Source organism: Octadecabacter sp. B2R22 (genome assembly GCF_018861045.1).
Taxonomy (GTDB): Bacteria; Pseudomonadota; Alphaproteobacteria; order Rhodobacterales; family Rhodobacteraceae; genus Octadecabacter.
Map to the genome: position 1 here is coordinate 61,447 of NZ_JAHKQJ010000002.1, position 17,746 is coordinate 79,192.

General features: G+C 53.4%; 5 protein-coding genes and 2 pseudogenes. 3 read left to right on the forward strand and 4 right to left on the reverse strand.

All coding sequences use genetic code 11. The annotated features are described in order from the left end of the window. Window positions 1-212 precede the first annotated feature (212 nt). Window positions 213-1,499, forward strand: coding sequence for a plasmid recombination protein (locus KO486_RS00440; RefSeq protein WP_216035261.1), 1,287 nt, complete (start codon window positions 213-215; stop codon window positions 1,497-1,499). A 288-nt stretch (window positions 1,500-1,787) separates the two neighbouring features. On the opposite strand, the gene KO486_RS00445 is transcribed toward KO486_RS00440, so the two are convergent. The 4 genes and pseudogenes from KO486_RS00445 to KO486_RS00460 form a co-directional block, all read right to left on the reverse strand. Further along, window positions 1,788-2,993 (reverse strand): porin family protein, encoded by a 1,206-nt coding sequence (locus KO486_RS00445; protein ID WP_216035262.1) that lies wholly within the window; start codon window positions 2,991-2,993, stop codon window positions 1,788-1,790. Then, window positions 2,993-3,664, reverse strand: coding sequence for a hypothetical protein (locus tag KO486_RS00450; RefSeq protein ID WP_216035263.1), 672 nt, complete (start codon window positions 3,662-3,664; stop codon window positions 2,993-2,995). Before KO486_RS00450 ends, KO486_RS00445 begins: the two co-directional genes overlap by 1 nt. A gap of 310 nt (window positions 3,665-3,974) precedes the next feature. Then, a complete protein-coding gene (locus KO486_RS00455) occupies window positions 3,975-4,319 on the reverse strand; it encodes a hypothetical protein (protein WP_216035264.1) in 345 nt (114 codons plus the stop codon). 399 nt (window positions 4,320-4,718) lie between these two features. Continuing rightward, a pseudogene (locus tag KO486_RS00460) lies at window positions 4,719-5,873 on the reverse strand (IS3 family transposase). A gap of 63 nt (window positions 5,874-5,936) precedes the next feature. On the opposite strand from KO486_RS00460, the pseudogene KO486_RS00465 reads away from it, so the two are divergent. Next, window positions 5,937-6,398: pseudogene (locus KO486_RS00465) on the forward strand (IS3 family transposase); the annotation flags it as partial. A gap of 374 nt (window positions 6,399-6,772) precedes the next feature. Beyond that, on the forward strand, window positions 6,773-17,743 hold the full coding sequence (locus KO486_RS00470) for an SdrD B-like domain-containing protein (RefSeq protein ID WP_216035265.1): 10,971 nt from the start codon (window positions 6,773-6,775) through the stop codon (window positions 17,741-17,743). Window positions 17,744-17,746 lie beyond the last annotated feature (3 nt).

Below are 17,746 nucleotides of genomic sequence, written 5' to 3' on the forward strand. Positions count from 1 at the left end.
ATGGCTAGTAGGTTCAAGCGCAGCGCCGAAGTCTGATCTGGCTTTCTGCATTTATGAACCATGAAGCTTTGCTTCGCGCTTATCTATTGGCTGGTTCAGGAGCGTTCCGCCGCTCCACCACGGGCTCAATGAAAAAGGTGTATCCACATAAAGGATAGCTTGGATGTTGAAGAGAGTTTTGTACTTTTACGGTTAGCCCTGACCCTGAAGTCATGAATGACATGACCTCAAAACCCCGCCTCGCAAATCCAAATTCACAGGCAGCCTCAGTTCGCCTCAAAGCTCGATCCTTGCAGCGTGCTTATGGCCAACGCCGACATGATTTCCGGATCGGCCGACAACCTAACTACGTTGACAAAGACCGGACACTCCTAAACCGGGTTCTCATTGAGCCACGTCCGCTGCCCAAGATCAAGAAGGAGATAGAAAGGTTACGCCGCTCAAGTGGTGCGAAGAGGGCAATGAAATCTGATGCTGCGGTAGTATCGGCTGGCGTTATAACTTTTGGTCATAAGGCTGCTGAATTGTTTGCCCGCCTCTCTCCTGACGAACAAGATGCAGCCCTTCTGGAACTGGTGACGGCCATTGCGGATAAGCTCGGAACGCATGTGGAAGCCATGGTTGTTCATCTCGACGAAACTAGCCTTCACGCCCATTTTGAGATGCGCGCTTACGATGGGCGCGGTGTTCCGGTCAGCAAGGTTGCGACGTTTAAAGTGATGTCTGAACTTCAAGATATGACCGCGGATATCATGGCTATACATTGCCCCGGGATCGAGCGCGGACATAAGAAATTTGAGCGCATCAAGGCAGGTGCCGACTATGCCGACACACTCAACAGGTCGGTGAAACAGCTACACCAAGACTTGCCCGCAGAGATCGCGGCGCGGCAAGCAAAGCTGACGGACCTTGAAGGACAGCAGGTCAAGCTGAGCGCTTCAATGAACAAGACTCGAGGCTATCTTCAGAAACTCAATGCAAAGGTTAAGCTAAATGAAAAGGAAGCAACGCGTCTGAAAACATATGAGGCGCGCCTCGCCAAAAAAGACGTAGAGCAAGCATCACTTGAGCAGCGGCACCTCCAAATGAAGGCACTGTTACCAACTGCGCAAGACGCCCTCAAAAGTCGCGAGATTGCGGTAATGCGAACAGAGGATGATGCGCGTGTAAAGGTGGAGGCAGTTAATGCGAGCCTGGCCGCAATCGATGCCGTAGCACAAGAACTGGAGGGCGGGACAGTGGCGCGAGATGATCAAGGTAAGATCAAAATGAATGACCCCAGTCCGGTGAGGGCAGCCCCCAAGGGCCTTGCTAAACGTCTTGTTCGGTTGGCTGGGCGTTTCCTGAAACTCCAAGATCGAATGGTGCAAAAAGAGGGGTATCTGGATAAACTTGCCGCGGCCCTGAAGAGTTTGCTTGTACGTGATGATCTCCTCGATCACGCCCGCGCTGAAGGTGAAAAGCTACGACAAGAACTGGATGATGGTCCGGAGTTTTAGCGGCAGATGTCTAAAAGGGGAACCGTCGCTCTCGGCCCTTAGCTGCTGTTAACGCAAGCTCTCGACGCCGCAGTGCAGCTTTCCCGAAGCGGACATTGGAACGGTTGTGCAGCAAATTGCTATGCTCGACGTCCGCTTTGCGGACAAAGCCCTATTTCGTGGCGGCTGCGCTAATGTCGGCTTTCGAGAAATATGGCATCAAATCGATTGTATTTCTAACCCTTTCAAAAACAATCGTTTTGGAACGATGAACAGGGATGGCGAACTAGGATTTGTTGTGTTTGAATCTTAAAATCTGCGCGAAAGCGCGATGCCGCATGTCTGTGCCTGAACATCAAACAAGGCAACGTTTGAACTTGTCGAAGTCATTGTACAGGTCAGCTTTGGCACGAGGCCGCTGAAACTGTATTGACTGTTGTAGATCGTGACCGAAAGGCTTGAAAAAGCATCCTCGCGCGCAAAGCCGAGGGCGCTGTCAAACTGGCGGTGGCCTGCCATGGCTTGGCCTGACAGTTCATATCCACCTTGAAACGCAGTGCTTGCGTTAAGTGTCGCGGCCTGACTCACGTAACTTTGGGCATCCAGCTCGGTATTCGTATGTTCAATCAAGAGCCCGAACCGAACCGTCGATGCGGGGTTTGGTGCAATGGTATAGCCTAAGCTAACCTGAGTCAGCAGACCATCGCCGCTGGTCGTACGCTCTGACTTTAAGTCCGAAAACTGCACGAACCCGTCGATGTGCTGTGAAGGGGCGATCTGTCTGGTCGCGAAGACAGAGAGTCCTGTTCTTGCATAATCCCCACGCTCGCGGTCGCGTTCAATACGAAACACGCGCGCGCCAAAGTCACCAGCAAGGTAATTTCGCGAAGCCGTCAGGCCCACTTCTATTTCCGTTTCGGGGCTAAAAAGTGTGGAGTAAAAATGGCGTTCACCACGCCAATCAAAAACAATGCGTCCGTTGTTCCCAATATTTCCGCGTATATAGCCCCTCAGCCCGATCCGGCCTTCCCAACCGGATATTCTGCGGCTTTCGGGTGCGATAACACCGGTTCCCAGCACATTCGTAGTCAGCGTCGTATTGTCTGTTCCTTGGTTCAGGTTGGACGTTGGCGCATAGCTCAGGATGGCGCTGACACCAATCGGTCTCTCGGCCGTTATACGACGCAACACGGCTATATAGAGCGCGCGTTGTTCGGAAATTGCGCTGCGTTCTTTCAGTATTTCAAATTGATACTGTGCCGCTGCCAACTGTCCGTCGAGAAGCAGGGCGTATCCAAGTTCTTCCCTAATCGAAATGTTGTTTGGTTTGTCCCGTAAAATGGAACGCAACATTTCAATAGCGGCATCATAATCGCCCGTTTGGCGCAACATCTGCGCTTGACTAAAACTCTGGGGCTGTTCGATATCTTGCGCGTACGCACTTGAGCAAAGCGCCGCAAAAAGAAACGCGACGCCAATCATTTGCTGAAAGGCGCCGCGCAATTTTCGAGACATTAGTTTGCAGTTCCAACTAATCCGCCGGCAACCACAGTGTTGCTGTCCGAACCTGAAAATGCTCCGATGACACCGGTGCTCCCAATCTGTCCGGTCAGATCAGCGTCGATTGATCCGGTTACAGAGCTTGTTGAAAATATGCTCGTGGCGATGTTGTAATTGACAACGACATTGCCCCCGACGTTTTGACCGTTAATGGTTCCGTTCACGTCCAAATCTGTTGTGCTGCCCGTTAATTGGCCCGTTCCGAAATCTGCGGTCAACGTTGTCTGGCCATCAAAGACTCGGCTGGCCCGTTCGCCGCTGATGAATGTGTCGCTGCGAGTAACATCGTCCACAATCTGATAATTGTAACTCGTTGAATACGTTACAACGCCGTCCGTCGTCACTGTCTCACCTACGGTTGGGTTGTCAGCAATGCCAGCAGCCGCCACGATCTGTCCGCGGGTCTGGTCGATACCCGTGGCATAAGCCACCAATCCGACGGTTGCATCACTGACGGACCCGTTTGTTTCAGATGAAAGGCCTACATTGACTTGCCCGCCCGACACCGACGCGACGCGACTTGTTGTCTTGCTGCTGGCCAAGCTATCGCCGCCACATCCTGCTAACACTGCGAGTGAAACACCCGAGACAATAATTTTAAATAAAGAACCATTTTTCTTAAGCATTGCCATTTCACTCCGTTGTATTCCTCTTGCGATTTTCTATCTATTCCAATGAGCTATTACCAGTCTTGAAGTATGCTCTGAAAATGGCCGTTTTTGACACAACAGCAAATCACTCCAAATGCCGCTGTCTAGAGCACCGTTCAAAACCCAACCGGTTATTGAAAGTAGCTGGAACGACGATGATGTCGGTCATTCGTGCACTATGCAGAAGCGGCCCAAAAGGGCTCTTTCGAGCAATTCGCTGCATTTTCAAACAAAATCATCGTCAAATCGGAGAGCGAGCGGCGGCTCTGCGGGACATTGTTGCCGTTCAACTGGCCAAGCAAATTCCTCTGAAGTACAGCGGCCACAAACACCCGACAACAGGAAAGCATAGCGCTTCTTGATGGTCATCTCGTAGTGCGATCAAAGAGTGGTTCTGAGGCGTTCCATCCGGCGAAAGTTCGAAGAGATAGTAATCTGTTCCAGCGAATGCGCCAATTGGCTCAATGAATTTTCCAATGTTTTCAGCTTGTTCGTTCGTCAGACCTGCACAGTTCTCCGCGATATAGGCTAGATCAAACTCCATCGCTCTTGTTTGCCGATTGGGGCTGAAAAAGTTTACGGTGATCACCAAAATCACGATGGTGAATAAAATCAAGATGCGAACAATCATCATTTCCTCCTCTCATCTCGACGCAAGTCAGCGGGTTGTTCGCTTATTTGGAATGACAGCACTTTGGGCTCGTTGCCGCCGTTCGCTGCAGTTGAGAGTTCCACTTGCTGCCGAACGTCTGCTTTTTCATACGGCGAGCCCATTCTTCGCAACTGCGGCGAAGGTCCGGTTTCCGCCCTTACCGACAAATGCGTGTTTGATGTAGTTCTCGAAAACAGTGTCCAAATCGAGCTCCCGCATCCATTGAAACCGACACCCCACCCGTAAAACGGTGGGTTTTGTCGTTTATAGGACCTGATAGCGCCAAAATAGCCGCCAATTCACCATATAATTCAATCACATGACCTCCGTCGGCGTTCTCATCTGGATGCAAGCGCACCTTGAGGTGCCCCTAGTTTCCTAGACGCCTACTTCGTTCATTTTCTTCTGTTCTGTTTCATAGTCAACTGGTGACATCATTCCGTTGTTCGTGTGCTTGCGGGTCGGGTTGTAGAAAATTTCGATGTAGTCGAAGACGTCCTGCCTTGCTGCGTCGCGTGTCAGGTAGGTCTTCCGCCTGATCCTTTTTCGTTTTAGGAGATGGAGAAAGCTCTCAGCAACGGCATTGTCATGGCAGTTCCCACGCCTGCTCATGCTGGCAACCAGATTATGTTTGCTGAGAAACGATTGCCACTCTGCGCTGGTAAACTGCGAACCTTGATCGGAGTGGATCATGACTTTGTTTTTCGGTTTACGCCGCCACACGGCGCTCAGCAGAGCCTGCAAGGCGAGGTCGGTTGTCATACGAGATTGCATGGACACCCGACAACCCGTCTTGAGAACAGATCGATCACGACGGCCAGATAAGACCAACCTTCGTGCGTCCGTATGTAGGTAATATCAGTCACCCAAATCCTGTCAGGTGCATCCGCCTCAAACTGTCGATCTAATGTGTTGTCAGCAACGACAGCAGGCTTACCGCCATAGCGACCAGGGCGGCGTTTATAACCAATTTGTGCTGCGATACCTGCAAGACTGGCAAACGTGCCACACGGTTCTCAGAGCAGGTCTCGCCCGCGTCCCGAAGGTCATCCGTAAGCTTGCGATATCCGTACACCTTCCCGCTGTCCCTCCAAGCCTTGTAGATCAGCTCTGTCTGGCGCGCATCTTCAAGCGCACGCAGGCTTAACGGTTCTTTAAGCCATGCGTAGAACCCGCTGAAATGCACAGCCAGCACACGACACATCGATCGCACCGAAAACTCCACGCGGTGGGCCTCTATAAACGCATACTTCACTGAGACTCGCGCGCGAAGTATGCGGTCGCTTTTTTTTGGATCGTGCGTTCCTCGGTCACTCGCGCCAGCTCTCGCTTCAACCGCCTGATCTCGGCAGCCTGTTCTGCAACCTCTGATCTGGCCTGCGGTGACTTTGCAAACTGCGCCTTCCACGTGTACGGCGACTTGGTGCTGATCCCCAGCCGTTCGGCAACCTCACTGACCGCGTATCCACGCTCAACAACCTGCGCCACCGCGTCCTGTTTGAACTCGTCTGTAAATCGAATGCCCTTGCTCATATCCGTCTCTCCTTGGTTCCAAAATTGCCAAGCAAAGCGTCTACAAATCTAGGGGCACCTAAGCATTCAATGCGCGTGATCGGTTGGGCGGTGAGCAACAGGATGAAGCGTGACCTGGCAATCAGGGCGTTAAAGATGGCCATCGCGTTCCGGTCACCGTCAAAGGGCTGCATCCATCATACGGATCGCGGCAGTCAGTATTGTTCGCATGATTATCAGAAGATCCTGCGACAGCACGGCTTCAAAGCGTCGATGAGTGGAAAGGGAAATTGCTACGATAATGCCGCCGTTGAGACGTTCTTCAAAACCATCAAGGCAGAGCTGATCTGGCGGGACACCTGGAACACCCGCAGGGAGGCTGAGATGGCGATCTTCGAATACATCAACGGCTTCTATAATCCACGCCGTCGCCACACAGCACTGGGCTGGAAAAGCCCCGTCGCTTTCGAACGGAAGGTGGCTAACCAGCACAGGGGGCGGCACGAAAGAGCGACAGGTCCAGATTCCAAAAATTTTGACGACTGACACCGCGAACATTGGCGGAGTTAAGGAGCTGCGCCTACAAAAGAAAATACAAAGACCAATCGGGCATGAGCCAACCAAACATGAATTGGGTAAGCTCAGAACGGCGTGCCAATCACGCAACAGTCGTCCGCCGCGTCCAGTACATCGCCTGCTTTTTCCTTGTTTTACTCGTTCTGCTGATATTTTTTGGACACAACCAGAACGATAAATTCGGGCCCTGTATTGGTAATGATTATGTCGCCACAAGTTGGCATCTATGACTGTTGAAGTCCTGGGATTTCAATTCCCTAGCGTCGCGATATAGATCCTAGGCAGAACCAATGCAAACCTCCAAATTTTGAGCGTCTGATATACAGTCAACGAGGGTTCAAGAATTGAACACGCGAATAGAACCAGTTTCAAACGCCGAAATTCATGGCGGCAAACGTGTCGTGGCTGCTCCGCGTCACAACGCCAAGACACACACGATCACCAATAATGAGGCCAAGATGACCATTCTCCACAATGGGCTTACACTCATTTTGAATAAGCTGACCCAGAAACGAGAAACTCTTGCCGGCGTGCGCGCTTTCGCGCTCTCTCTGACAATTGCGTTGGCGACCGTCCTGTTTTCCTCAGGTTCAGCGCAGGCTCAATCGGCAGGACTCTCTAACAGCGTCTGCTCGGCAACAACGCCAACAGGTGCTTTCGATAACATTGGGATCAAGTGGGAGCATAACGCCAACTCTGGCACGTCCCCAGACGCTGTAATCGATCGAGGCGATCTTTTTACGTCTGCGTCCACGGCGTCCTATATTGGCATTAACGCGGCAATCAATTCCTACGACGTCAACATCGATAGCACGACAATCCCGAGCGCTCTTAGCGCCGGAGACTACATTCAATACTCCTTTACGACAGCGGCCTTTTCCGACCTGGTCGAACTGACGGGGGTCTCTTTCGCTGGATTCTCTCTCGGCCAGCCTTGGCACAATCAGGCATCAGGCACTTACAACTTCACGATCCAAATCGATGATGACGCGAGCTTTGGAAGTCCTGAAACCTTAATGGATAACACACAAATTAACGACGGGAACATGCCCGGCGCTCAAGTCGTCTTTGGTCCTCAGGATTTTGGATCGTCCCTTTATAGTTTGGGCCATTACGACGCGACAGGAACGACTGTCGAACTGCAACCATCTACGACATACTATATGCGCGTTTTCCCCTACAACGTGACGGCAAGTGGGCAGGATGCCGGCCAACCCTATAGCAATATCGTGCTTTGGGACGACTTTATGCTAAAGGCAATCAGCTGCGCGGCGCCGGCTGAAGTGACAAGTTTTGGCACACGGTCCAGTGATATCGCCGCGGTTTGTAGCAATCCGGACATTTATAACACTTTCGAATTCGATGGGGACGGCGACACGACCCACGACGATTTGCGAATTACAACGACCAGTTCTGCATCGACAGGCGTTTCTTGGTCCAACCTAATGAGTGCTTACACAACTGACACCAGAAACTTTGACAGTAGTGAATATGCGTTGATCAATGGGCCGATAGGCCGGAATGGGTTTCGATATGAACTCTCAGAAGTACCCGGTCTTGATGATACCATCACTCAGAATTTCTCGGGCGAAATCGTATATGAACTTCTTTATCACCTGAATAGTCTTGACCAATTCGGGTTCTGGTTTGATCCCGCCGAAAACCCGAACGTTGGGTGGGAAATCGTAGCGGCAAGTGATGACAGCGAAAACATTGGAACAGGCGATGTTCTTTTTCTAACCGACACGATCGAAGGTGATCAGGATACAACTGCAGGCCATGAACGCTTAGATGGCGACAGCGGCCGATCAGCGGACGGAACCGTCCGTCTGTTCACAACGGATGGCTCGCCAATTGAACAGTTGGTTTGGCACTTCAAAGAAGACCCCGTAAGAGGCAATCGCAACGATGGTGGTTACTTTGCGTTTCAATACTGCGCAGGTACGCCAGAGCTTGACGTCGCAAAGTCCGCGTCGATCGGGGATATCAATGCCGACGGCACCTATGACATCACCTACACGATCACTGTAGAGAATACAGGCGAGCTGGATGTCAATTCGATCACTCTCGTTGACGATCTCACGGCGGTCGATCAATTGGGCTCAGCTTTCAAAAGTGTCGTAACCCCGCCGTATGTTTCTTCGGCCCCGACGGATGCAAACTCCACGGCTCCGACACCGAATGCCGCCTATGCCGGAACGGGCGATTTGATCACTGGCACGGCCGCTACTCTTGCGGTGGATGATAGTTTTGCCATTTCGTTTGTTGTCAAAGTTGATCCTGCGTTGACCTCCGGAACAGCGACCAACTCTGCCACAGCAACTGGTTTGCCGCCTGGCGGCACAGCGAGTGTGGATGAGGTCACCGATGTCAGTGATACAGACACCGCGCCGGATGGATCAGCCGATACGACAGACAACGAACCAGGCAGCATAGGTGTTCCAACGGTTCTGAATTTGCCAGCGGCGGAACCAGAACTCACCGTCGAAAAGGCGACAGGCACGCCGTCCGCACTCGCTCCGGACGGCACGTTTACGCAATCGTTCTCGATCGTTCTTGAGAACACAGGAGACGTCAACATTACAGCCCCATCGTTGGCAGATGATATAGAAGACGTTTTCGCAGATGCATACGATCCATCAACGTTCGCGTCCGATGCAACCAACGGGGTAACTGCTGCTCCCTCAGTAAGCTACGTTGCCGCGACCGGAAGCACCGGAGCAACACCCGCCGCAAATTCATCATTTGATGGAGACGGGACAACCGCCCTTTTAGACGGCTCCGGTGTTTTGTCGCCAGGCGACACTGTGACCGTGACGTTTACAGTTAAACTCGACGCGACAGAGATGTCTGGGGCGTTGGTTAATGAAGTGACCTCATCGGGCACACCAGTTTCTGGCACCCTGACTGTCGTTGGCGAAGATGAAAGCGGCGACCCAACCAACGATGGAACGGCCAGCTCCAATGTTCCGCAACCAGCAGATACCGGCGAGATCGGGCTAGTTAAGACGGCGACGTTGAATGATGATGACGGCATGGCCGGTGTATCTGCCGGTGACACGATCGATTACGTTTACACCGTGACCAACCTGAGCAGCACGATGAACGCTTTGAATGTCACCGTGACCGAAAGCGCGGCCGACTTTACCGGCACGGGCACACCTGCGCCAGCGCCGGTGAGCGACGCGAATGGCACGACGCTTGATACGACGGGCACGCTCAACGATCTGGCACCTGGTGCGAGCATGACGTTCACGGCGTCTTACACGATCACGCAGGCGGACGTAGACGCCGGCAAGGTTGACAACCAAGCGGATGCAAACGCCACCGATCCGTTCGGCAATGCCTTGAGCGATGCATCTGACGAGGCAACGCCGGGATCCACGGACAACGATCCAACCAGTGTTCCGCTGGCGGCGGGCCCTGATCTATCAGTTGTGAAAGGCGTTACGAATATCGGCGCGCTTCAGGCGGATGGGTCTTTTGAAGTGACCTACCAGCTTGTGACCACAAACACCGGCAACGTGACGCTAGACAACCTGACACTGGTGGACGATCTGAACAGCCAGTTCGGCGCGGGCGCGGTTTTGTCCGTCGTGACGCAGCCAACAGTGACTGTTCAACCGACATTGGCCGGACACGTGGAAGTTGCGGACACCGCGACGACCTACGCTGGCGGCGCGACAGCCCTGATCGGAGCCACGGGCACATTGCCTGTCGGCGACAGCTTTACGGTCACGTTCACGGTGAATCTTGATGCCTCTGCATCCACGTCACTGGAAAACTCTGCGACGGCGGGGGCGACGCCACCGGCCACGGCAGACACCCCAACGCCGAGCGCGATCTCTGACAGCTCGGAAAACGACGCTACGCAGAATGTGAACGATGGCGATCCAACAACGGGCGACGTGGCAAACGGACCCGAAGATACGTCCGATCCAAACGACACGGACATCCCGACCGCCGTGACGCCACCTGTTGATACGGGGGAAATCGGGCTGGTTAAGACGGCGACGTTGAATGATGATGACGGAATTGCGGGGGCCTCAGAAGGGGACACGATTGATTACGTTTACACCGTGACCAACACCGACAGCCTTTTGAATGCATATAATGTGTCGATCACGGAAGATCCCGCCAACTTTACAGGCACCGGAACGCTGACTTTGGCACCTGCGTCGGACGACAATGGTACGGACCTCGATGGCACTGGCGATCTGAACGATCTGGCACCTGGTGCGAGCATGACGTTCACGGCGTCTTACACGATCACGCAGGCGGACGTAGACGCCGGCAAGGTTGACAACCAAGCGGATGCAAACGCCACCGATCCGTTCGGCAATGCCTTGAGCGATGCATCTGACGAGGCAACGCCGGGATCCACGGACAACGATCCAACCAGTGTTCCGCTTACGCCCGTACCATCCCTCGCGGCTGTGAAATCCATCACGGGTTTCAGCGATGAGAATAACAACGGCATTCTGGATCAGGGTGACATTGTTGAGTTCGACTTTATCGCTGAAAACACGGGGCAGGTCGCGCTTGCAAACGTGACTGTTGATGACACTGGATTGCCAGGGGTTAGCGTCACCGCGGATCCTTCCTTTGATGGCGATTTGGCGATTGGTGAAGGGCCTGTCATCGTGGCAACCGCAGAATACAGTCTGACGGCGACCGATATCGCAGCGGGTGGCATCGAAAACACGGCAACCGGCACAGGAACGCCAGTTGCGTCCGATCCAATGACAGGTGATCCAATTCCGGGCACACCAGCCGTCGACAGTACTGGTGCTCCTTTGGCGGATGTCACAGATATTTCAGATACAGGCACAGAACCGGAAATTGACGCGGCAACTGGCCTGCCGGTCGTCGTGACGACGCCTGAAACGACTGAAACACCAAACATTGATGAAAGTTCAATCGATACGAACCTTGGTAATGATCCGACTGCGTTGATCATTCCTGCCCCTGCGGTTGAGGTTGTCAAATCCGCCAGCGCGGTCATCGATACAAACGGCAACGGTTTCACAGATGAAGGCGACGAAGTTCAGTTTGACTTCGAAGTGTCCAACACTGGGAACACCGATCTGACGAGCATTGTGGTTTCTGACCCTCTGCCCGGAATGACCATCACAGGCAGCCCAATTGCAACAATCAACGAAGGTGCCCCAACTGACACAACCGTGACAGGCAGCTACTTCCTAACAGCGGCTGACGTCACTGCGGGTGGCATCGAAAACACGGCAACGGCAACAGGAACCGCTGTTGATGAGAACGGCACAGCCTATCCGAACCCATTCGATGCTGGTCAGCCTTTGACAGTTAGCGACGTTTCAGACGCGGGGACGGATCCGGATGGTGATGACGTTACATTGCCCGCCATCACTGAGACCGAAGACTTGGGTGGCAACACTGACGGCGATCTCACTAATGATCCGACCGTATTCCTGATTACACCTGCGCCGGCGATAACAGTGGTTAAATCACTTGCTGGTGTGTCTGACGAAGATGCATCGGGCACAATCAATGCTGGCGACATCGCAAGCTATACGTTTGTTGTAACCAATACTGGCAACACGGCATTGGGCGACGTTCAGGTCGACGACGCCCTCGTTGAGGTGAGTGGTGGTCCAATCACGCTTTCGATTGGCGGACAGGACACAACGACGTTCACTGCAGAATATGAAATAACTGACGCCGATGTCTTGGCTGGTGGAATTGAGAACACCGCAGACGTGACATCCAACGCAGTTGACGCGGACGGGAACGACATCCTTGACCCGATCACGGGGGATGTTTTGACGGCCACGGATGACAGCGACACCGGGACAACGCCTGATCTGGACACTAACGGTGACCCAATTGTCCAAGCCAACGCCGACACGACCGAAACAGAAGCCTTAGATGGGTCCACCGATACGGACCCAGGCAACGATCCAACACTATTGTTCATTCCAAATCCGGAACTGACGGTCGTGAAGTCGCTAGCCAACGTGTTTGACGATAACCTACCTGCGCCTGACGACCTATTCGGCGGCGAAGGCGATACGATTGCTTACACGTTTACCGTCACTAATACAGGCAACGTTGATCTCAAGAATGTTGAGCTTACTGACCCTACTGCCACTGTGGCTGGTGGACCAATTCCGCTCTTAGCAGTCGGCGCGGGCGACAGCATCACGTTTACGGCGACATACACTGTAACTGCCGCTGATTTCGCAGCAGGTTTCGTGGAAAACACAGCCGAAGCAACAGGGGCAGCTGTCGACGAAAATGGCGCGCCGGTATTTGGTCCAGGAGGTGAAGAACTCACCGCGACAGATAGATCTGACACCGGTACAACTACCGACGGTGACACCGTCACGGACCCTGCAAGCGAAGAAACCAATACATACGCGGCGGCGACGCAGCCGGATGGCGAACTTGGCAACGACCCGACCGTTGTCGGGCTTCCGGGTAATCCAGACCCGAAAGTCGATATCATCAAGTCCGTAGCCTCAGTAACCGATACGAGCGGAGATGGCTTGTTGGGCGAGGGTGACACTGTGACGTACAGCTTTACGGTCACGAATACCGGTAACGTGCCACTTGGTGGCGTTACGGTAACCGACACCATCGCTGATGTAATTGGCGGCCCGATTTCACTTGGGATTGGCGACGCGGACACAACAACATTTACGGCGACAACATTGATCACCGCAGATCAAGAAAATGCCGCCGCCGTTGAGAACACCGCGACAGCAACGGGTACAGGTGTGAACTCAGTCGGGGAACCATTGATTGACCCTGTAACGAATTTGCAACGTCCACCAGCAACCGACGTTTCTGACGCCGGAACGGAACCTGAAATCAAACAGAATGACGGGATTACGTCCTATGCGGATCCGCTCGGCAACGAGACCGAAGACGCATCAGGTACGACCGATACCGACCCGACCAACGATCCAACGGTCCTGTTCTTGCCGATGCCTGAAATGGCAGTCGTTAAATCCGTCGATAGTGTGACGGATACGAACGGCAACGGCTTTACCGATGCGGGCGACGTTGTGAATTACACCTTCACAGTCGAAAACTCTGGTAATACAGATCTGTCCAATATCATCATTTCTGATGACAAGGCGGATTCCGTTTCTGGCAACCCGATTACCTTTATTGCGCAGGGCGACACCAACACGGGGCAGGTGACTGCAACCTATACGTTGCTTGATGCCGACATTACGGCTGGCGGCGTTGAAAACACCGCAACAGGTGACGCAACCGCAGTCGGAAGCGATGGCGAAGCCTTGGGTGATCCATTCAACCCGGGCCAGCCTTTGACGATTGAAGATACATCAGACGCGGGCACAACACCGGACGGTGCAACTGTTGGCGACCCCGCGAGCACCGAAACAGTTGATTTGGCAGAGGGCACTGACAGCGATCTGGGTAACGACCCGACCGTGTTCTTGTTGGCACCGTCCCCGGTGATTGAATTGGTGAAGTCCATCACAAGCTTTGTTGATGTGGACGGTGATGGTCTCCTCGAAGCGGGCGATAATGTCATCTATGACTTTGCAGTCACGAACGTCGGCAACGTCGCTTTGGCGGACGTCAATGTCTTTGACGGAAATGGTGCTGTCACAGGTGGGCCTGTTTCCCTCGCCATTGGAGAAACGAACACCGGCACTCTGACCATGACTTATGAACTGTCACAGGCAGATATTGAAGCGGGCGCAGTCGAAAACACCGCAACGGCGACGGGCGCGGCGGTCACCGATGACGGCACGCCGATCCTTGATCCGAACACAAACGCTCCACTGACAACATCCGACGTTTCGGACACAGGCACGGAACCCGAAGTTGGTTCTGATGGTAATCCTGTTGCGATCACGGACCCAGAAAGCGTTGAATCCTCTGATATCGATGGTTCGACTGATACAGACCCAACAAACGACCCGACCGTGCTGGTCTTGCCTGCACCGGAACTGACGTTGGTTAAGTCAACGTCGAACGTTTTGGACACAAACGGGGATGGTCTTTTTGGTGGCGAAGACGACCAAGTAACCTATGCCTTTACGGTGACCAACACGGGTAATGTTGACCTGACAGGTGTCACAATCACCGACGCAACGGTTGTTATGGCAGGTGGTCCGATCGACCTAGATGTTGGCCAAGGTGACAGCGTGACCTTCTCGGCGTCCTACATCGTCACAGCGGATGACGTGGCCTTGGGTTACCTCGAAAACACAGCCGAGGCGACGGGCAACGCGGTAAATGCAGATGGTGATCCGTTTAATGACCTGAACGGAGATCCAATTACTGTTGTTGACACATCTGACACCGGCACGAACCCAGACCTAAGCGGTGTGGACGATCCAGCAGGAACCGAAACGCCGGATGGCGAAGGCGACACTGACGGTGAATTGGACAATGACCCAACCGTAACGCTGATCCCAGCGAACGCATCGCCGCAAATCGAGGTGGTTAAGTCCATCGCAAACGTGACCGACAATGGTGACGGGGTGATTGGTGCAGGTGATATCGTGAACTACACCTTTGCTGTTACCAACACCGGTAACGTCGCTCTGGCGGATGTCACAATTTCCGACGATCTTGTGTCCGTTAATGGCGCGGCAATCACTTTGGCCTTGGGCGAGACAAACACCGCAGCATTCACTGCCCAGTACACATTGACCGAAGCCGACGTTACGGCTGGCGGCGTGGAAAATACAGCCACTGCAACCGGTAACGCCGTAAACTCCAATGGAGAACCAATCACTGAACCAAATGGCGGGGCACAATTAACGGCATCAGACATCAGTGATACAGGCACCGAGCCAGAGCCTAGCTCAACAGGATTGATTGAAACTATTTCCGATCCAAGCGGTTCGGAAACGCCCGACCTTGCAGGCGAAACCGATTCAGACCCGACAAACGATCCGACGGTGCTTATCATTCCAAGCCCATCTATCGAAGTCATCAAATCAATCGCCAGCGCGCCCGACAGCAATGGCGACGGCACGTTCGGCGGCATCGGCGATACCTTGTTCTATTCCTTTAAGGTTACGAACACCGGCAATGTAGATGTGGAAGACATTGTTTTGATTGACCCGACCGCTACGGTAATCGGGGCCCCAATTCCACTGCTCACTGTTGGCGGTATCGATACATCGACCTTCACTGCTACTTATGTGGTCACAGCCAGCGACGTGAATGTCGTTGGCTACGTGGAAAACACGGCGACCGCCATTGGCACCGCGCTTGGCGCTGACGGAGAACCGCTTGGTGATCCTGCAAATCCGGGCGCGCCAATCAGTGTTACGGATACATCTGACACAGGCACGGACCCTGTTGGAAACGATGTGACAGATCCGTCTGGAACAGAATCTCCTGACGGCGAAGATGTAACAGACACGGACCCAACCAACGATCCGACGGTCTTTTCGGTTCCTGCGATCCCATCACCAGAGATCACGTTGATCAAAAGCGTTTCTGACGTCTTTGACGCTGACGGAGATGCCGTTTTGGGCGGCGAAGACGATGAAATCGTCTATTCCTTCGATGTTACAAACACAGGCGATAGCGATTTGATTAATGTCGAAGTGAACGATCCACTTTTGGGTGGCTTGATTGCGACGATCCCAACCTTGGCTATTCTTGAAACGGTCACCATTACGGCGTCGTACTTCGTCACCGAGCAAAACCACGATGAGGGTTATATCGAGAACCAAGCGACCGCGACTGGTACATCCGTGAATTCACAGGGTGATGTGTTCCTTGACCCGAATACGCTCGAACCAATTACCACGACGGACGTCAGTGATACTGGAACCGATCCACAGACTGATACAATTGACGATCCTGAAGGGTCTGAAACCGCTGACGCGTCAGGTGCGACTGATGACGATCCTACGAACGATCCGACTGTTGTCTCCGTTCCATTGGCTGTGCCGGACACAGGCGTCAGTGGGATCTTGTTCTTCGATGATAACGATGATGGCACCTTCAACGGTGGCGACGTTCTTCTTGAAGGCTTCGTTGTGAACCTTCTTGATGCGGACGGAAATATCATCGCGACCACTGTGACCGATGGAAATGGTTTCTACTCCATGGCCGGTTTCCCGATTGGTGACGGTTTCCAAGTTGCCTTCTTTGACCCAATATCGGGCGAAGAGGTCGGAAGCCGGATCACTGGTCTCAACTTTGGTCGCAATACTGTTCTGACGGATCAGAACGCACTTGTTCCGCCAATTGCTGCGCTTGGAGATCTTGTTCTAACGAAATCGACACCTCTGGACACGGTCGTATTGGGCACGAGCGTTCCGTACACCATCACGGTTCAGAACACCTCTGGCGTCCCTGTGATGACGGATTTGGTCGATACGCTTCCGGCTGGTCTGTCTTACACGACCGGATCTGGTGAAATCGGTGGAATTGCAACAGAACCTAGCGTGTCCGGAACGACCCTTACTTGGGCGGGAATTAACGTCGCAGGCGGCGCAACCGTGACCTTGGAACTCGTTGCCCGAGTTGGCGCAAATGCTCCAACGGGTAACCTCACCAATACCGTCAACGCACTGGACCCAGCGACGGGTGAGACATTGGCAGAACCGGCGACCGCAACCGTGCGCCGCGAGGCTGAGGCCGTGTTCGAATGCTCAGATATCATCGGTAAGGTTTTCGATGACCGTAACTTTAACGGATATCAAGATCCTGTGCTGAATAATGGAGTACAGCTAAGCACACGACAAAACCCCGTCGCGATTACCGATCAAACCTATTACGGTGGGAAATTCGCAGGGGAAGCCGAACCACTTGCCGCACCGCCAGAGGGTGAACCGGGTTTGTCAAACGTACGTCTTGTGACAGCGACAGGCACCATCATCACAACTGATGAATATGGTCGCTACTCGGTTCCATGTGCGGCGCTTCCTGACAGCACCGGAGAAAACTTCACGCTGAAGGTCGATCCGCGATCCTTGCCGACCGGTTATCGTTTGACTACGGAAAATCCACGCACCATGCGTGTCACTGCGGGTATCGCCACTGAGATGAACTTTGGTGCAGCGTTGGGTCGTGTTCTTGATATCGACCTTACAGCCGCAGCTTTCGACGGTACGACGCCTATCGAACGCTTGGATCAAGGTCTGACACAGCTACTGGGTCAAGTGGTCGACACTCCATCGGTCATCCGGATTAGCTACTTCACAAATGGTGAAAGCAATCAGCTTGCATTGCAACGGATTGCCGAACTTGAAGACCTGATCGATCGGCGTTGGCGCAATATTGGCCGATACAGGCTGATTGTTGAAACAGATATCCTGCGTTTGCAGTGACCG